The organism is Terriglobia bacterium, from assembly GCA_020073085.1.
Taxonomy (GTDB): Bacteria; Acidobacteriota; Terriglobia; order JAIQFV01; family JAIQFV01; genus JAIQFV01.
This window is the reverse complement of record JAIQFV010000007.1, coordinates 88,102-106,758: the sequence shown is the minus strand read 5'-3', so window position 1 is coordinate 106,758 and position 18,657 is coordinate 88,102. Positions and strand designations below refer to the sequence as shown.

17 protein-coding genes are annotated in these 18,657 nt (G+C 55.4%); 7 read left to right on the top strand and 10 right to left on the bottom strand.

All coding sequences use genetic code 11. The annotated features are described in order from the left end of the window. The first annotated feature begins 436 nt into the window (after positions 1-436). From LAO21_09070 to LAO21_09050, 5 genes are read left to right on the top strand one after another with little or no spacing between them, the layout of a single operon-like run. Positions 437-2,131 (top strand): carboxypeptidase regulatory-like domain-containing protein, encoded by a 1,695-nt coding sequence (locus LAO21_09070; GenBank protein ID MBZ5552857.1) that lies wholly within the window; start codon positions 437-439, stop codon positions 2,129-2,131. Positions 2,132-2,141: 10 nt separating this feature from the next. Beyond that, positions 2,142-3,752, top strand: a complete 1,611-nt coding sequence (locus LAO21_09065; protein MBZ5552856.1) for an ABC transporter permease — start codon at positions 2,142-2,144, stop codon at positions 3,750-3,752. A 4-nt stretch (positions 3,753-3,756) separates the two neighbouring features. Further along, entirely contained in the window at positions 3,757-4,188 is a 432-nt protein-coding gene (locus LAO21_09060) for an FtsX-like permease family protein (GenBank protein MBZ5552855.1), read from the top strand. Between the two features lie 47 nt (positions 4,189-4,235). Further along, positions 4,236-6,020, top strand: a complete 1,785-nt coding sequence (locus tag LAO21_09055; protein MBZ5552854.1) for a hypothetical protein — start codon at positions 4,236-4,238, stop codon at positions 6,018-6,020. A 27-nt stretch (positions 6,021-6,047) separates the two neighbouring features. Beyond that, the gene (locus LAO21_09050) at positions 6,048-6,635 is read left to right on the top strand and encodes a hypothetical protein (GenBank protein ID MBZ5552853.1); all 588 of its coding nucleotides are present in this window, start codon (positions 6,048-6,050) and stop codon (positions 6,633-6,635) included. Positions 6,636-7,141: 506 nt separating this feature from the next. Here the strand turns inward: LAO21_09050 and LAO21_09045 are convergent. The 7 genes from LAO21_09045 to LAO21_09015 all read right to left on the bottom strand — a co-directional run bounded on the left by LAO21_09045 (position 7,142) and on the right by LAO21_09015 (position 13,560). Further along, a complete protein-coding gene (locus LAO21_09045; protein MBZ5552852.1) occupies positions 7,142-8,461 on the bottom strand; it encodes a diguanylate cyclase in 1,320 nt (439 codons plus the stop codon). Positions 8,462-8,625: 164 nt separating this feature from the next. Next, positions 8,626-9,066: a CoA-binding protein gene (locus tag LAO21_09040; protein ID MBZ5552851.1), complete on the bottom strand. Its 441-nt coding sequence runs from the start codon at positions 9,064-9,066 to the stop codon at positions 8,626-8,628. A 182-nt stretch (positions 9,067-9,248) separates the two neighbouring features. After that, a complete protein-coding gene (locus tag LAO21_09035) occupies positions 9,249-9,986 on the bottom strand; it encodes an rRNA pseudouridine synthase (protein ID MBZ5552850.1) in 738 nt (245 codons plus the stop codon). 178 nt (positions 9,987-10,164) lie between these two features. After that, positions 10,165-10,860, bottom strand: a complete 696-nt coding sequence (scpB, locus tag LAO21_09030) for an SMC-Scp complex subunit ScpB (protein ID MBZ5552849.1) — start codon at positions 10,858-10,860, stop codon at positions 10,165-10,167. Between the two features lie 87 nt (positions 10,861-10,947). Then, the gene (locus LAO21_09025; GenBank protein MBZ5552848.1) at positions 10,948-11,742 is read right to left on the bottom strand and encodes a segregation/condensation protein A; all 795 of its coding nucleotides are present in this window, start codon (positions 11,740-11,742) and stop codon (positions 10,948-10,950) included. Positions 11,743-11,756: 14 nt separating this feature from the next. Continuing rightward, entirely contained in the window at positions 11,757-12,758 is a 1,002-nt protein-coding gene (trpS, locus tag LAO21_09020) for a tryptophan--tRNA ligase (GenBank protein MBZ5552847.1), read from the bottom strand. Between the two features lie 127 nt (positions 12,759-12,885). Next, complete coding sequence (locus LAO21_09015; GenBank protein MBZ5552846.1) at positions 12,886-13,560, bottom strand: site-2 protease family protein; 675 nt, start codon at positions 13,558-13,560, stop codon at positions 12,886-12,888. 418 nt (positions 13,561-13,978) lie between these two features. Between LAO21_09015 and LAO21_09010 the strand changes: the two genes are divergently transcribed. Continuing rightward, a complete protein-coding gene (locus LAO21_09010) occupies positions 13,979-14,392 on the top strand; it encodes a hypothetical protein (protein ID MBZ5552845.1) in 414 nt (137 codons plus the stop codon). A gap of 196 nt (positions 14,393-14,588) precedes the next feature. Further along, positions 14,589-14,993, top strand: coding sequence for a DUF309 domain-containing protein (locus LAO21_09005; GenBank protein ID MBZ5552844.1), 405 nt, complete (start codon positions 14,589-14,591; stop codon positions 14,991-14,993). 29 nt (positions 14,994-15,022) lie between these two features. On the opposite strand, the gene tsaD is transcribed toward LAO21_09005, so the two are convergent. From tsaD to LAO21_08990, 3 genes are all read right to left on the bottom strand, one after another. After that, complete coding sequence (tsaD, locus tag LAO21_09000; protein ID MBZ5552843.1) at positions 15,023-16,111, bottom strand: tRNA (adenosine(37)-N6)-threonylcarbamoyltransferase complex transferase subunit TsaD; 1,089 nt, start codon at positions 16,109-16,111, stop codon at positions 15,023-15,025. Between the two features lie 40 nt (positions 16,112-16,151). Continuing rightward, the gene (gene mtnA, locus LAO21_08995) at positions 16,152-17,207 is read right to left on the bottom strand and encodes an S-methyl-5-thioribose-1-phosphate isomerase (GenBank protein MBZ5552842.1); all 1,056 of its coding nucleotides are present in this window, start codon (positions 17,205-17,207) and stop codon (positions 16,152-16,154) included. Between the two features lie 544 nt (positions 17,208-17,751). Beyond that, a complete protein-coding gene (locus tag LAO21_08990) occupies positions 17,752-18,111 on the bottom strand; it encodes a hypothetical protein (GenBank protein MBZ5552841.1) in 360 nt (119 codons plus the stop codon). Positions 18,112-18,657: the final 546 nt, after the last annotated feature.

Below are 18,657 nucleotides of genomic sequence, written 5' to 3'. Positions count from 1 at the left end.
TCTCTTATCGGAAGAATGAGAGGGCAACACCTTTCTTTCAGACGTTGTTCGGAGGAGTTCATACCAACCTTTCCGGGTTAAAGGACAATGCCTTTGCCCTGACGGTGGGAGGTGGTGTGGACATCAAGGTCAGCAGGAGCGTGGCAATCCGTGCGGCGCAAGCTGAATACATGCTGACTCGATCCTTTGGAGAGACGCAGCACAACTTCCGCTTTTCGACCGGCGTCGTGGTCCGATTTGGTAGCAAGTAGTTTCCACTTTGTCCTCGAGGAGCGCGAGCTCGCAGGGTCGGGCTTCCGCTTTTCACGAAAGCGATGTCAGGACTCTGCAAAAGACATTTAAGTAGAAAACACGAGGCCTATGTTCAAAACGGCAGAGGGAGAATATCAATTCCAGACGATTTGACGGCATTGTTATTCACCGGGAGGTTGGACTCATGCGAATTCAATTTCGGGTGGCTTTGAAAATTCTTCTATTCATTGGTGTGTTCGCCCTGCTTTTCATCATTGAGAGTGCCACTGGCGGCCAGGAGGCGAGACCGTCTTCTCCTCAATCGGAGAAATGCCGGCTCGAAGGACAAGTGCTCAATTCCGCGACGGGTAAACCATTGCGAAAAGTTTACCTGGCGCTGTTGAAGGTAAGTGGCAATCGCGCTGTGGCGAATCGGTCTGCGGACGAAACAGCACCCACTGCGGTGACCGATGCAGGCGGACGCTTCGCATTTTCCGATGTCGAACCCGGAACCTACAGGTTATGGGCACAACACACTGGGTTTCGCTCTCAGAACTACGGCGTCAAGGGACGTTATGGAATGGGCGACCCGATCCAGCTTTCGCCAGGCGACTTTAGGCGCGACATCAAGATGCCGCTGACGCCACTTGCTGCCGTCATTGGGCGTATTCTGGATGAAGATGGCGATCCCATCGAACATGTGGACGTCAGTCTGATGATTTACCAGTACACCCCCAACGGACGGAGATTGACGCCAATAATCGGGGGATCGACCAACGATCTCGGAGAATATCGTATCTCCAACGTTGAACCGGGTCGATACTACTTACAGGCCAAGCCGTTTTCGGCGCAGGGGTTTGGAGCCGCTTGGCCCTCTCTCGCGAATGACTCACTTGCGGCGGCCTATTATCCAAGCAGCCACGACCTCGGCACTGCAAAGCCCATTGACCTCAGTGCCGGACAGCAGCTTCGAGACGTCAATATGACCCTCCCCAAGGGGCATTTGGCGACCGTTCGCGGCGCTGCCATCAAACCTGCGGGCTCAACGAGTGTCTCAACGAATGTCATCATCCCGGGATTCCAAGGAAATGCAGGCCAAGGCATGGGAATGGCTGACCCGAATGGTAACTTCGTGATTCGGGGCCTGCTTCCAGGGCCGTATGTTCTGACCGCAACCAGCATGGTGGGTGACAAGCGGTATTCGGTCCGCCGTCTGATTGAGGTGGGGTCGGCCGATATTGAGGGAATCGAATTGCGCCCTCTGCCACCCCGCGACATCAAGGGCCAGATTCGAGTCGAGGGCGCCGCCGATGGCAGGCTCCCCCATTACGTGCGACTGCACTCGCTGATCGCAGACTCGAATGACCAGGCACCAGGTCGAGTGCAGGAAGATGGAACGTTTGAGCTCAAGAACGTGGCACCCGATCTCTATCGAGTCTCACTGATGAACCTGCAGGGCCTCTACGTGAAGGCTATCCGCCTGGCGGACACAGACATCACAGAGTCGGGCCTCGACCTCACCGGCACGGTCCCAGGAGACCTCAGTATAGTGCTTGGCGCCAACGGGGGACATATCGAAGGATCCGTTCTGGACGAGAGAGCGGAGCCGGCCGCATCGGCGATGGTGACGTTGGTTTCCGCGGCAGCCTCTTCTAATCCGCGACGGGCGGCGTATCAATTCAAAATGGCCATGACTGACGATAAAGGCCGATTCCTCATCGATGGCATTGCCCCGGGAAGCTACAAGTTGTTTGCCTGGGACACCGTGGATGAGGGGGGTGTGCTTTATGATCCGGGGTACCTCAAACCCTTTGAAGAAGTGGGTCGAACCGTTCAAGTTTCGGAGAACAGCAAGGAAGCCGTGCAATTGAAGCTGATCAAAAACCTTGTTGAACGATGACCCTAACCGTATGAGATTCTTCGAAGATATTATCCAGGATGTCCACTATGGCCTTCGGATGCTCGCCCGAAGCCCCGGCGTCACTGCGGCCGTGGTTCTGACACTTGCTTTGGGCATTGGAGCCACGACAGCGATCTTTACGGTAGTCAATGGGGTGCTTCTTCGCCCCTTGCCCTACCCCAAACCCGAGCGGCTTGTCTATATCCGGGGGAACACATACGGTCCATTTTCCACGAGGGCCGAGTATCTCGCATGGAGAAATCGTAGCCAGATACTCAGTCACATTGCGGCCTACATGGGGTTTCAAGGTAACCTCACCGTTGGCGATGAGGCAGAGCGAGTGACCTGTGGCATCGTCAGTTCATCCTTTATGCCCCTTCTGGGTGTTCAGCCCGTGGTGGGGCGAAATTTCTCTCCCGAGGAAGACCGTCCCGGTGCTCCTCGGGTTGTGATCCTGAGCCATGCCTTCTGGAAGCGCCGTTTCAAGTCCGATCCCTCGGTCTTAGGCAGGACATTGACCCTGGATGCCACGAGCTACTCGGTTATTGGTGTTCTTCCAGCCTCCTTTCAGATTCCTGATCAATATTCGTCTGATTATGACCTGTGGACGCCGCTTTCCCTATCCGAGGCTGGAGAGACGAAGGTTTTGCTGTTACGTGTGATTGGCCGGCTAAAGCCCGGAGTAAGCCTTGAGCAAACCCGGGCGGAGTTGGATACGATCATGCAATCCGTTTTAAGGAAAGGGCTAAAGAGGCATGCCGTGGTGAGCGACTGGCACATGGAAATCACCCACGGAGTGAAGCGCTCCTTGTTCACTTTCCTCGCTGCCGTGGGTTTCGTGCTTCTGATCGCGTGCATCAATATCGCCAACCTGCTTCTGTCGCGTGCCGCCGCCCGGAAGAAGGAGGTGACTGTGCGGCTCGCCCTGGGTGCCGGCAAGGCCCGAATTATCCAACAACTTCTCACTGAAACTCTGTTGATGGCTTTCGTGGGAGGGATGCTAGGTTTGGTGTTCGCCACCTGGGGAAAGGATCTTCTGGTTGCGTTTATCTCCACGAACCTGCCGGCTATGGATCCCATCCATCTCGACTATCGGGTTCTGGGGTTCAATTTGGTTCTGACATTGCTCACCGGCCTCGCATCCGGTCTAGCCCCCGCCCTACAAGCATCCGGGATTCGATTGAATGAATCCCTCAAAGAGGCAGGCCGCAGTTCAACCGAGGTCGGGTCGGGCCGCCTCTTCCGCGGCGGCCTGGTCGTCGGTGAAATCGCCCTGACCATGATGCTGTTAATCGGCGCCGGTTTGCTCGTGCGGAGCTTCCTCCGGCTTCGTGGCATTGATCCAGGATTCAAATCAGAACGTATTCTGACCTTGAACATCGACCTTACGCTCTCCATGTATCCTAAGCCTGTGGATCAGGCATCGTTCTTTCAGCATGTCCTGGAGCGGATCAAGGGCCTGAGCGGCGTCCAGTCGGTCAGCGCAAGTTCCGCCGTCCCTCTTGCAGGCCAGCGAACCCCATATGACAGTCCTGGCACGAACGGTGGGGGATCCGATGGATCTGGCCGCAGCGGTGCGAAGCCAGATTGCCAGTATCGACAAGGGCGAGCCGTCATTTGATCTGATGAGCTTGGAGGAACGCAGAACGAAATCCCTCAGTCCCCGGAGAGTCAATATGCTTTTGTTCGGATCGTTTGCCGTGTTGGCGCTGGTTCTTGGATCGGTTGGGGTCTTCGGAGTCGTGTCTTACTCGGTGAGCCTGCGGACGCACGAGATAGGCGTCCGCATGGCCTTGGGGGCCGAGGGAATAGACGTCGTTTCTCTGATCGTCGGTCGGGCGCTCCTGCTGGTCCTTGTAGGCGAAGTTATTGGACTGGCCGGGGCTTTGGCATTGAACAAGGTAATTGCCAGCATGGTTTTTCAGGTGGCCACCACAGATCTGTTCACTTATGCAGGGGTTTCTCTCCTCTGGATCGTGGTGGCGCTTCTTGCCTGCTACCTCCCGGCACAGCGGGCCGCACGAGTCGATCCGATGGTGGCGTTGCGATGTGAGTAGCTCTGGGCACCGGTTCATTTATGTATCGGGCTCGAGTGGAGCACCTTATGCTCTTATCCATTAACAGCCGGAGTCCCCGGTTTCGTTCACTAAGCACAACGGTCATCTTGTGGGCGGTGTTCTGGGGGGTGATCAATGGCCGTACCTTTGCTCAGAACCCATCAGATAAGGCGCGACGCGGTACGCCTGTGCAGAATACTTCGGGAAAGGAGGTCGCAGCAGAAAAGGATCTTTTCGGATTTCTGCCGAAAGCCCAACGCAATGTTGCCCTCCTGTCCTATTCGAACATCCTTGCCGATTCGGTGGTCACGCGGGCACTCGGGCTGACGGAGGTGGCGGATATCGTCGCGAAAAGGAATCCCGGGAAGGCAGTCCGGCTTTTTCAAATGGCTTTTGAAATGTCCGTCGATATGCCGGAAAAAGAGTATCCGGCGCTGAAGCCTCCTCCCCCCATGTCGGAAGACTCTGTGGATGAGGATGTTTTTGAGGAGTGGATCGGACAACAATTTGTGGAAGAAGGAAAAATCTCAAAAACTCAAATCCAGTCCAGGATTGTCCGGTCTCTGGCGCCCCTTGACCTTTTTCAAGCGACTGCCTTGCTGGGCCGCATCCAGCCTCCCCCCTCGTTTGCAAGACGTTTTGGTGTGGTCGAAGAGTCTTCTCCCGACAGGACGCCACGTCAGATTGTTTATACAGACCCGGCGGACTTCTACGACGCGGTTTTCACCGTAGCCAGGTTGCAGTTGAAACAAGATCCCAAGCGTGCCCTGGAGCTGGTGACCCGGAAGATTCCTCCGAACGATTTTGCTAAATTCCAATTCCTCCCCGGATGGATCAAGGAGGTTCGTGAAAAGGGAAGAGAGGATGGATTGCTCCAACTGGCGGAGGCCTATGGGGATCTAAAAAAGACACAGCTCCAGCCTTCAGAATCGGTCAGCATTGCCAGTCCAGCGATCGACGGGTTGAAAGCGCTGATTCCAGAAACGGCCCAACATTATCCGGAGCTGATTCCGACGATGGCGGATGCGATTTTGACCTTCTCCGAGCGCCTCCGGGAGTGTGAATCCCGTCTCGCTGAAGCCGGAACACTGGGCCCGTATGGTACTCCGCGCATGGCGCAACACGAGATCAGTGCCGTCCTGCTGGCCGAGCTCCAGGTCGCCATTAGGCCTGCCGACGAAGCCGTTGCGGAACATATCGCCGAACTATTGAAGAAGTACCCTCCTCCCAAGAAGGAGTCGAATGAGGAGATCACTCGAAGGGTGATGGAAAGCGCGCCAAAAACGTTCCGGGATTTTTATGAGGCGATGAACCAGAAGGAATATGAAAGCGCTTATGAACTCGTCAATAGAATTGAAGATCCAAGCGGGAACTTCGTCCAACATATCACACTGGCGCGCACCCTGCAGGATACTCATCCCGACGTGGCCGCCAAGCTTCTTGACGAGGCCGAAGAACACCTCCAGAAGATTCCGGGTGGTCGTTCGTCGTCAGGGAAGATCACCGCGTACGCCAGTTGGCGAATTCAGTTTCTCTTCTTGATTCTCCAAGTGTCGGGTACGGTGGCCCCTGAGAGGATTCCCGAAAGGATGCAGCGGCTTTTCAATGAGTTCGAACAGGTCCGTCCTGATGCGGACCAGCCCTTTGAACCGAACTCAAAAATTGAAAAGCAGTATTTGGAGGTGCTCCAATGGTTGGCCAACAGAAGGTTGGATGATGTCCTGGCAATCGCCAAAGGGATCAAGAATACTCGCATGCGGGTCCAGGCATTCAATGCGGTGTTGAGCGGGATGATGTCAGCATCAAGCGGTTCACCTGCCGTCAGTCCATGAAAGGTGATAGCGACGTAGGACAACAAGATGATTCTTGGACGAATGCGGAGATTTATTCGAGGGTTTCAGAGCGGGGTTGCATTTGTACCTCTGCTGATTTTTGTGCCGATGAGCCTGATCGGCCAGTCTCCCTCCGCTTCTACTCATAAACACACTCTGTCCTCCGGAGAGGATGCAATTCTGATTGACGGCACTCCGGTTCCAACCTTCTTTGCTGATGCCATTAATTCGGTGAAGGTGCCGGAGGCGGAGAATGGATGGGTCGTGCAGGTGATCACGCGCGGCGGATTCAACGGGGCCGGCAGGGGCGACATTGCGATCACCTCAAACGGGAGCGTCGAATGTAACGCTCCTCACACGAAATGCAGGAACGAACTCACTCGTGAGGCCCTGCAGGGGTTGACGCAATTCATCACTCGTGCCAAGCCCTCCAGTTGGGGCGGATCAACGGTCGGCAAATGCATGGATTGCTACCTGACCTTGCTCGCCTTGCGCCGTCGCGAACCCGATGGCAAGGAACGGGCTTACTTTGTTTTTTGGGATGACACGACTGAGAAGAGTGCGCCATTCGAGGCGAAAGCAATTCTCGATCGTGTCGTTGCACTCGCGAAGTAATCCGGAATGATGGTGAATCAGCATAATTGCAGCCGGCTCGGTGCGCGATGATAGCAGTGGAGCGGTTGAAGCTCTTCGAAAAGTGCGGGCTTCTGGTCGTGGAGGTGGAACCTGAACCATCGCCCGACTGCCGTCGGGGGAATTGAAGAGGAGTGGGGAAGCGCCTCAGTAGGCCGAATCTGAATGATCCTCCGACTGTTGTCGAGGGAATTGTCAGGGTGGGAGGCTGCCGTCGCACAGTCCGGTTAATAGGCAAACCGATCTTCGACCGGCGGATGCTTGTGAGCCGAAGCGTTTCGCCGGGAGCTGGATGAGCGCATGGAACTGAAGGCGGTCCGAGCCCTCTCCAGGATACTGTTCTCGTGCCCGCCAGCATCACGCTCTTGTATCTTTAATTTGAAATTGCAGATTGGTCAAGCTGATCGAGGGAACGGGAATTGAGGTTGGGAACAGGATTGAAGCCCCTCTTCCGCTGAGGTGAAGCCGGCAACCTCTCATGGCCACGTTTATTGTTGGGTGAGCGTCATGGGCTTACTGATGAAGGAGACGTAATCGCCGCCGGCGCGCTTGGATTCATACATGGCCCGGTCAGAGGCCTCAATCAGGCGTCGCTCATCGCAGGGCGATTTGCCTTGCACCACCCCGATCGACAGGGTGACTTGGCCTTTGAACTCCACTTTGGTGTTGGCGCGGATGCGCTCCGTGATCAAGACGGCGTGTTCCAGTTCGGTTTCCGGCAGCAGGACCGCAAACTCATCGCCGCCATACCGGAATCCGTAGTCAATCCGGCGGATGGTCGATCGGACGATTTCCCCCAGGCGGCTCAGAATCTCATCGCCCTTCAAGTGTCCAAATTCATCGTTGTATCGTTTGAAATGGTCGATATCAAACATGGCCAGTCCAAACGGGGCGCTTCGACGGTTGGAGCGCTCGATTTCCCTCCGCAGGGATTCGTAAAAATAGCGCTGATTATATAGGCCGGTCAGGTCGTCGGTGATGGAGAGAAGTTTCAGCTTCTCCCGGAGGATGTGCCGCTGGGTAATGTCGGTCGCCACCACAATCAATCCGGCGAGTGAAGGAGAAGGGGACTCCATCCAGCGCATGACGACGTGGATCCAGAGTTGGGTGGCATGCAGATTCTCAAACGCCAATTCCTCCCGCCACGCCTCGCGACGCTGTCCATTCAGAAAATCATGGGCGTGCTTGATGATCTTTGCATTTGGAAACCAGAGATCAATGGGCTGCCCAAGGACCTGGTCGAGGGGCACCCCGAGAAGCTTCTCGGCGCCCGTGTTAAAGGTCTTGATCTTGCCCTCGCGGTTGGTGGTGATGATGGCGACATCTTCCGCGCTTTGCAGAACCAGCTCCAGATACTGTTTGGACTCCCGAACCTCGGCCTGGAGCTGCTCTTCGTGCCGAATATGTTCCAGCCGCTTGCGCTCATACGAGCTCCTTTCAAGCGCATGAATCAGGACAGTCCGGAATCGATCGGGGTCGAAGGGCTTGACCACAAAATCGTAAGCCCCTTGCCGCATGGCCTGGACGGCGGCATTGACGGTTCCCTGCCCGGTTAAGACCACGATGGGGGTCCAGAGCCCGCGCCCGCGCGCAAAATCGATGAGATCAAATCCACTGACGCCGGGCATCAGGAGATCAGTGATGATCAGGTCAAACTCTTCCGCCATCAGCATTTCCTGGGCGTCGTACCCTGAATGCGCCACCTGGCATACAAACCCCATCGCCAGGGCGAGCGATTCGAGACTCTCCGTCAAGCGCACTTCATCGTCCACGATGAGGACTCGGGGGGTGGTATCGAATTTCGTCATGGGCACAGAATGGGTAAACGGATTAAAGAGATCAAGCTTGTGGCGTCCGCTAGCCTCTCATTCAAAGTTAGACAATGGCCTTTTGGGAAGTGTTGCCGGAAGATGCATCTTTGAAAAACTAATTAATTATGAAGGCGTTTCAATCCAACCCAAAAGCCGTCGTATTAGAACACTTCGCTGGTGGGTTGTAAAGGGGAGGCATGTTGATGGGTATAAACCCAACTCATGTGCTCCTTTAAGATGCATCGGTCCATGATGACAATCAACCCCGCCTGACGGGCGCGTTCGGCCGCCTGGCGGTGAAACACCCCCTCCTGCATCCAGATCACTTGGGCGCCGATCTTCAAGGCACTGTCCACCAGGGGCTCGACATACTCCGAGCGCCTGAAAATATCTACAATGTCCACCGGGACAGGGACGTCTTCCAAACGGGCATAGGATTTTTCATTCAAAACTTCAGTTTCGTTGGGATTGATGGGGATGATGCGATATCCGACCGACTGCATGTAGCGCGATACGCCATAACTCGGACGAGACGGATTGGACGACAGCCCCACAACGGCAATGGTTTTGGAATCGGCAAAGATCTTGTCGTAGAGGTTCATCTCAGCCCTGAAGATCGCTCTTACACTTACTGAGGTGCCCGAACAACAAACATCCTATCACGCCCGCAGGCGAAAACTCCATGTGATTCGACAAAGGGGAGGCGGCAAGGGCCAATCTTCTGAGCTCCGCAGTTCCGACTTGAGGAATGGCCAGTCCGCGGAGAGGATCGGTCCCTCGATCATTACGGAGGCCCGGGTGAAGACTTCATCCTCATTTTCTTGAATCGAGCGACCTCCTGCGGGGTTAAGGACCGATATTTTCCCGGCCGCAGATTTGAATCCTCCAGGAACCCGATCCGGGTGCGTTTGAGTTTTTCCACAGGATGCCCCGCAAACTCGAACATCTTCCGGATTTGCTGGTTTCGCCCCTCAGTCAGGGTAACTTCGTACCAGCTATTGTCAGCTTTTCTCACGGGGATGATGCGGGCGGGTGCGGTTCTGACCCGGTCAAGGACGATCCCTTTGCGAAGCCGTTCCAGAGCCTCGTCCCCGAGGGTACCGCGCACCTTGGCGAGATAAGTCTTGGGACAATGGACTCCCGCTTTCATGACAATCTGCGCAAAATCGCCGTCGTTGGTCAGCAGGAGTAACCCCTCGGTGTTGTAGTCGAGACGGCCCACCGGGTAGATCCGCTGCTGTACCCCCCGAATCAACTCGGTCACCGTGGTCCGTCCTTCGGGGTCGAAGGCCGTGGAAACGACGCCCTTGGGTTTATTGAGCAGGACATAAATGTGTTGCGGGGGGGTGTGCAGGAGCTTGCCGTTGACCTTGATGTAGTCGACTTCCGGGTCAGCCTTGGTTCCCAAGGTCGTCTCCATTTTGCCGTTGACCGACACGCAGCCTGAAAGGATCAGGCTCTCCGCGTGCCGACGCGAACAAATCCCAGCTTCGGCGATGATCTTTTGAATTCGTTCTCGCATGGGTCGGAGGTGACTCGGGAAAACTTCATCTTACAATAATTACAGAGACAGACACCAATCGCTCGTCCACGTCGAAAGTTCCCAACAGTTGTCGTCTGTCCCTTCGCTTGCTTGTCTGCCCCGGCAATCGGTCTTCAATGAGGTTATGCAGGTTCTCGTTGCAGCTCAATTCCGTCTGTCAATAGAACGGTCCATCCTCCGCGGGATCGTCGAGAATCTGCAGCGACTCTGCTGACGGATCAGCAAGACCACCTGTCCCCGATGAACCGGGGATGGCCCCCGACGAGTCGAGCGAGGAGGGGTCGGAATGCCCCGAAGAATTATCGGGGGAGAATGCAGCGTGGCTGGCGATCTCCTCAAATTCTTTGAGCGTGGGGAGTTCCGAAAGGTCTTTCAGTCCGAAATGAACGAGGAACTCCTTGGTCGTTCGGTACAGAATGGGCCTGCCGACCACCGCTTTGCGGCCGGCCGCCGTGATCAGCTTTCTCTCGAGCAAGGTGTGAATCACACTGGACGCATTCACCCCTCGAATCTGCTGGATCTCCGGCAGCGTCACCGGCTGCTTGTAGGCAATGCAGGCCAGGGTCTCAAGGGCGGAGAGGGAGAGCCGGGTGGGGGGTCGTTGCGACCGCGCAAACTGTTTGAGAATGTCGTAGTGCTCGGGTTTGGTCGACATCTTCAGGCCGTGCGCCACCTCCCGGATTTCAATGCCGTGGTGGGAGGCTTGATATTCCGCCGTCAACTCATCGACCACCGCGGCGATCTTCTCCGTGGGCTCGTTCGGAAACAGGTCGCGGAGCGTCTTCAGCGGGACCGGTTCGGCGGCGATATAGACAATGGCTTCAACTACGGATTTTAATTCTTGTTCAGTCATGATTCCTTCTCTTTCAGGTCTGGCTTTCCTGTGGGGGGATTGCCGGATTGGAACAGGTTCCCGCTCCCGCAACCTCCATCCACAACTTTATTGAATCGTGGGCTCCGGACTCTCCTCCGACTCCAGATATGCAGTATTCAGATGAGCAACGGCGTTCTCAAAGTTGTCCTTCTTTTGGGCGTAAATGGGACCAAACGTGGCTTTCTGCGAGAGCTGAATGGCATGCAGCCGCACCAACTCCAGCAGCGCCAGGAAAGTCACCACCAGCGCCCGACGGGTAGTGTAGGATTCAAAGATCTGGGTCAACAGAATCGGCTTTGTGGAATCTTCGAAGAGCATCCGGAGGTGGGCAATCATCTGCCCGACCGTCATCTCGTCGTGGACAATCTCGAGGGGCGTGCGTAACTTGGCGCGCTCCATGACCGCCCGAAAGGTCATGACAAGATCGTAAAGCGTGACCGAAATTTCCGGTTCCCCCGATTCGTCAATCCATTTCTCCAGTTCCACCCGGCTGTAGGTGGCTCCCTCGATCATTCCTTTTTGCTGAAGCATCTCGGCCGCGTTCTTGTATTTCTCATGCTCCAACAGTTGCCGTACCAACTCCTCGCGGGGGTCCCCGGGTTCGCCCTCGCGGATTTCCTCCGGATCCGGCGGCAGTAACATTTTGGATTTGATGTGAATCAGGGTCGCCGCCATCAGGATAAAGTCCCCCCCCAAATTGATGTCGAGCTCTTCCAGGGCGCGCATGTAATCCAGGTATTGGCGCGTGATCCGGGCGATGGGAATATCGTAAATGTCGATCTCCTGCTTGCGAATCAAATCAAGAAGGAGGTCGAGCGGTCCTTCGTAGGCGGGGAGTTGGAATTTGAGCTCAAGTTGCATTTCGGTGTCCCGGGTTACAACAACATGGTTTTCCGGACTTCGTCCATTGTGGCTTGAGCCACTTGCCGGGCCGTCTGGTTGCCGGCGTCGAGGACTTCTCGAACGGCGTCCGGGTGGGCCTCCAGCTCGCGGCGCCTGGCGGCAATCGGCTCGAGGACGGGAAGCAGATGTTTCAAAAGTCCGCGCTTGCAATCGATACATCCGATTTCGGCGGTGCGGCAGCCGTGCGCCGCCCACCCTTGCGTCTCGTCCGTCGAAAAGGCCTTGTGATAATCAAACACGGGGCAGAGATCGGGATTGCCGGGATCCTGCCGCCGCTTTCGCGCCGGATCCGTCACCATGGGGAGAATCTTCTTCTCCACGAGGGCCGGATCATCACTGAGTTTAATATCGTTACCAAAACTCTTCGACATCTTCCGACCATCGGTTCCGGGCAATCGCGGGACCGGAGTGAGGAGCGCCTGTGGCTCCGGGAAGACCGGCCCGGCCCCGCTCCGGCCATACGTGAAATTGAAGCGTCGCGCGATCTCGCGGGTGAGTTCGACATGGGGAACTTGGTCCTCGCCCACCGGCACAAAATCGGCTTTGTACATCAGGATGTCGGCTGACTGCAAAAGGGGATACCCCAGAAAGCCGTATGTGTTGAGATCCTTGTCCGCCAGGTTCTCCCGCATCTCCTTGTAAGAGGGGACGCGCTCCAGCCAGCCGAGCGGCGTAATCATGGAAAGCAGCAAATGCAACTCTGCATGCTCCTTGATCGAAGATTGCATGAACAGCGTGGATCGGTTTGAATCGAGCCCGCAGGCCAGCCAGTCCAGGATCATCTGGAACCGGTTGTCTTCCAGGTTCGAGGTGTCGGAGTAGTCCGTCGTCAACATGTGCCAGTCAGCAATAAAGTGAAAGCACTCGTATTGATTCTGGAGTTTCACCCAATTCTGCAGGGCCCCGACGAGATGACCGATGTGGAGCCGGCCCGTCGGCCGCATGCCGCTGAGGACGCGCTTGTTTTTACCCACCTGTTGGCTGCCATCCACGTTATAACAACGCTTCCTGTTCGAAATTCATGAATCAAATACTCCGCGATCCGAGGCGACGCTCCATTGCTTGTGTTTGCGGTCGCTGTCTGCCCGACCTCTCACAAGATTACCATCTCACGGGCATAGGCAGGTTGAACCAGTAGAAGAGGTATCGCAAAAAAATAAGCACGGGCGAATAGATGATGCTAAATACTGGCGTGAAAACCATCAACATTAACAGAATCCCGCCATAGCGTTGAATACCTTGAAACTTCTGCGCCGCTTCGTAAGGAAGGAGGGCTTCCAAGATATGACTCCCATCCAGCGGAGGAATTGGAATCAGATTGAACACTGCAAGTCCGATGTTCAAATAAATCGCAAGCTGAAAAAAGAGAAACATCGGAGTAAGCACATTGGTACTGAAAAGCGGGCTCAGAATCACCAGTGCCTTGTCGGCAATGATAAAGATCACCGCGAGAATACAATTGCTGATGGGCCCGGCGGCAGCAACGCGGAGTTGACCGTATCTCTTATCCCGCAAGTGAAGTGGATTGACCGGCGTGGGCTTTGCCCATCCCAGAAGGGGAACTCCCCAAAAGAAATTGATGGCTGGAAATACGATGGTTCCTATGATATCGATGTGAACGAGCGGGTTCAAAGATACCCGTCCCATATATCGGGCCGTGTAGTCCCCCAGTCGGTCCGCCATCCATGCATGCGCAGACTCATGCCAGGAAAGGGACAGCAGGAGGACCAGCATGAAGACTGCAAATACAGCAATTCGCTCTGGGTCAAAGGGCATGAGTTGGTTAGAAGGTACCCCGAAGAGACGCCATCACCATTTTATCAACAAGATATTGGGCAAGTCACTGCTTGCACCACAATTCACAGGTGTTTGTAACACAGGGAGGAGGGGGTGTCAAGGCACGTTAAGGGGGTTCAATGTGAAATCCACAGCCCGGGATAAGCCCTCCGTTTAGTGACGCATAAGGGGGTGCCAGGGCCGCTGGGTGAGTCCAGGGGGAGCCGTGGGTTGAGGCCCCGGAGCGTTTCAGCAGGCTGATCCGCCCGATCCAGAATCCGTTCGAAATTGATTGCCGGGATATTTGCTTCAGGTAGGCAATTTGACTATAATCGCCTCGCTTGGCGCGCTGTGTGCACAGGATTCAAACCCGCCCATTCTTCAGTAGGTAATTTTCCACGCGAGAAAGGAGCCCGACATGTTCGAGGGTGATGATGAGAGAGAGGAGATGGAAGGAGGATTCCCGGACGAACGGGAAGAGTCGCTGGAGGAAGCCGCTGAACTGGAGGAGCCATCCGAAGAAATCATAGAAGAGTTCGAAGAAACCGTTGAAGCCGAGATGACCATCCCCGAACCTCCGCTTCCCCCTCCTCCGCAGCCGGCGCCCTATGTCTCACCGAAGCCGAAGCCCCGACCCAAGGCGAAAGCAAAGAAGGTCGCTCCCAAGAAAAAAGTGGCAGCGAAGAAGAAGATCAAGCCGCGGAAGATTAAGCCAAGAAAGATCAAGCCAAGAAAAATCAAGCCCAAGAAAGCCGCGAAGAAGTCAAAGGCGAAAGCTTCGAAAAAGAAAGGCAAGGCTAGAAAGGCTGGAAAGAAGGGTCGGAGAAGGTAAAATCTCCGAATCGAATTTTAACGAAATTGATGGGGACTCGTTTTTCTGTCAAAGGAAGCGAGTCCCGTTTTGTTTTAGGGCTTCGAAGGCGTTCCGCCATTTTGGCCGCTGGCGGGTGATTCTGCTCTGGAATTTGGTAAGAGTCTGATCTTGAGCCCGGGGGGCCTACGACAGCTCAGCAGACAGGGTGTGGCAGATGACCGTGAGAACCAGGGACTTTCGAGAGAAATTCGATCAAGGAGTCACGCATTTTAATTTCGGGAGATTCTTTGAGGCCCATGAGGTGTGGGAGGATCTCTGGCGTCTCCTGGCCGGTGAATCCAAACGAGTGATGCAAGGCTTGATTCAAACAGCCGTCGGCGCCCATCACCTTCAAAAAGGGAACCGGCACGGGGCTCAGTCACTCTTCAGAAATGCGCTTGGTAAATTTTCGGGCGCCCCGGGGCAGTTTTGCCGGGTCAATCTTCGACAGCTGCAGAAGGACCTCGGTGCCGCTTCCGCGCTGCTTGCCGCCGACCGTCCCCTTGCAGAAATCAAACCCCCCTCCATCTCTCGTGAGACCCCTCGGAAAAGGGCTTCACGGAAGCAAATATTGAGGTGATACTGCCGCGAAAGTGCTCAAGGCCCGTCTCACTGAATCTTCTTTGCGAGTTGGAGGCTGGCTTCCGCGTTGAGGTCCAGGTCCGCCAATTCCTGTCGTAGAAAATGGTCATGCCCGGCAGCGGAGATCATGGCAGCATTGTCAGTGGTCAGGTAGGGCGGGGGGATATAGGCCTCAAGCTTATGTTCCGCACAAAAGTTTCCAACGGCTGACCTCAGTTCACTGTTGGCGGCGACACCCCCTGATAACAAAATGGACTCCGGGCGGTACTCCAACATTCCCCTTTGAAGGGATCGGACCAGAATTTCTACGACGGTCCGCTGAAAACTGGCAACCAGATCGACCATGATCGGTGGAACATCTTTCTCATCGTGATGCACTCGAGGATCAAGGGGGCGGATATTGTTCTTTTGAACATAACGCAGGGCCGCCGTCTTGATGCCGCTGAAGCTGAAGTCGAGGGAACGGTCCGAGATTTTTGTCTTGGTGAAAGGCACGGCCTTGGGATTTCCAAAGGGGGCAAGGCGGTCGATGACCGGTCCGCCAGGGTACCCGAGACCCAGCAATTTTGCCACCTTGTCGTAGGCCTCGCCGGCGGCATCGTCGCGCGTTCGGCCGATCAGTTGGTATTGGAACCCCGTGCCCGAAGGGTGCCGCTCCACCAGGAACAGGCTGGTATGCCCGCCTGAGACGACTAGCGCCAGGGCCGGCAGCGCGGGTGTCCCGGATTCTTGCAAGGGATTTGCCAGGCGCTCCATAAATGCCGCGTAGATGTGTCCTTCGATGTGATTCACAGCCACCAGGGGTGTTCCCATGCTCATGGACATCGCCTTGGCATAGGAGATTCCGACCAGCAGGGAACCCACCAGTCCCGGGCCCTGCGTCACGGCGATGGCGTCAAAATCGCCATAGCGGGCCCCGGCTTCCTCGCAGGCCTGCCGTACGGTGGGTCCGATCGACATGACATGCTCGCGGGCCGCCAGTTCGGGCACCACGCCGCCATACTTCCTGTGAAGCGCCACCTGGGAAGCGATCACGTTGGATCGGATGTGGACGCCATTTTCCACCACCGCCGCAGCCGTTTCATCACAAGAGGATTCGATTCCCAAGATCAACATGGTTGAGACATCTGCGCAATCTGCGAACTCTGTGGACCCGTCAATTCGCAATTAAGGACTGAATGGCATCGTCGAATGGTTTATAAAGAATGCCCCGCTCGGTAATGATGTTGTGGATGTTTCGGGCCGGCGTGACATCGAAGGCCGGATGGGCTGCATGGGCTCCCTCGGGGGCGATCGGAATGTTCTTGATGTGGGTGACTTCGCGGGAACTGCGTTCCTCAATCGGAATTTCATCCCCCGAAGCCAGCTTGTGATCGATGGTCGACGTCGGGGCGGTGATGTAGAACGGCAGGTGGTGTTCTTTGGCGAGGACCGAGAGCGAATAGGTCCCGATCTTGTTTGCCGTATCGCCATTCGCGGCAATACGGTCGGCGCCCACAATCACGCACCGCACCTTGCCCAGCCTCATGAAATGTCCTGCCATGCTGTCGGTGATCAGGGTGTAGGGAATACCTTCTTTTTGACATTCCCACGCCGTTAACCGCGCCCCTTGAAGATAGGGCCTGGTTTCGTCGACCCACACCGAAATGTTTTTCCCCTCCTCATGGGCGGCCTTGATGACTCCGAGCGCGGTTCCATAAAACCCCGCGGTGGCCAGGGCTCCGGTGTTGCAATGGGTAAGGATCATGGCGTCCTTCGGGATGAGCCGGGCTCCGTGTTGAGCCATGGCCTTGTTACAGGCAATGTCTTCCTGATATATCTTCAGCGCCTCCGCTTCAAGGATCTGGGCAAAATGAGAGGGGTCGAAGTCGCGATTGTCCTCGCGGATCGAATGGTCAAACACTTTCTTCATCCGGTCGATGGCCCAGAACAAATTCACCGCCGTGGGCCGGGTCTTGGCCATGACCTCACAGATGGTGCTGAAGGATTCAATGAATTTCATCCGATCGGATGTGTTCTGCTGCTTGACTCCCAAGGCGATCCCAAAGGCAGCCGTCACGCCGATCGCGGGTGCGCCTCGCACCACCATCCGACGAATGGCGTCAGCCACCTCTTCATAAGTCTTCAGCACGGGATATACTTCCTCGGCGGGGAGTCTCAATTGATCGATCATTCGAACCCCATCACCCAGCCATTCCACCGTTTTGATCATGAGCAAGAATACCTCTTGGGATGCCTGATTTTCCGCCCTGTAACCTCGGGGGCACCCCGCAGTTGCTACAATGGCCCAGAATAGTCAAAAGCATGGAAAAATCAATACAATACTGCTAAGACGCAGTCTGAACAGTGAATGAGGCTCCACCGTCGTGTCGGGTTCGAATTTGACAGTCCAAGCAGATCCCGCACCAGGATCAGGGTGCTTTTCACGGAGGAATGCGCTTGACTCAGTCAAAGGCGGAAGGATGGAGATGAAATATTCAAGGCTCTATGCTGAGAGTGCCGGGGAATCTCATTTTGAGGATCAAGGGAAGGGGACATGCGAGCCGGGTTTCGAGCGATTGCGATTCCCTCGCGGCGGTCGTTCGATTGGCGGACTAAGGTCCTCACCCTCTCGGGCATCCCTGTGGATACCGGTGGGGTGTTCACGCTCGGTCTCAAAGACAGGCCCGCTTGTCCCCCCAGGACCATTTTCTTAAGCGACCTTCACACTGATCATTGAATGATACGAGGTCCCTGGAGGAGGATCACTCTCCCCCCTACGCCTTCACGTGACACTTGTTACAGTTTCCTTTGCTCTCGAAGGCCTTTCCGCCCGCTACATGGCAGGCAGCACAGGATGCCTTTTTCGCTTCCGCGGGCTTGTGCATCCCCGCGGCGAAATTCAAGGGGGCTTTGGATTGAGGAAACAGCTTGTCGTGACATGCCTTGCAGTCATTCTTCTCACGCTCGAGATGCTTGGCGTGGTCAAAAGTGACTTTTCCTGGTTTTGCCTCGAAGACGATCTTGTCCGGGGCCTTGGCAGTCGTCTTTTTCGCGGCCTGCCCGAACAGGTTCAATGCGAGACAGATCGACGCAAGGATTGCAAGAATCAGAATAATCTGCGTTCGCTTCTTCATTTTGTGAATTTCCTCCTGGCTGGAAAATGGTGGCAAAAGTTGACTGCCTTCTACGCTTATCTGATAACGGGCGCTCGGAGTATGGATTTGAAAAAGTGATCGTCAGATGAAGCGGAATGTGCGCCTCGAATCGCGAGAGAATCATTCAGCTGGTTCAACCCCGGGGAAGGCATTCATCGTTCAAGCCCTCCTCTTTTATCACACATCTTCATAGATGCCAACTCCATCCTGCGAGTTTGTCAATTTTGAAATTGAGGGCTTGATTGCCTTCTAAAGTGACTTTCTCGTGAGGTTTCTGGCGTCGGGACGACGTCGAGAGGGAGAATCCTTTTGGAGTCCAGTTGAATAATGCTAACGAACAACGCACCATGAATCTTGGGAGGCTTTCTTAGACGGCAGACGCCTATCGATGGGGTTCTCCTCATCGGGCTGGGGTCTTCAACTTGCCTCGAAAAGTCCAATAGCGTATGCTTTAAAGGAAGTACCGCTTGTTCGAGTCTCTATGTCCTTGGGTAGCGAACTGAGGCGTCCAATCTTTTTGGGGGC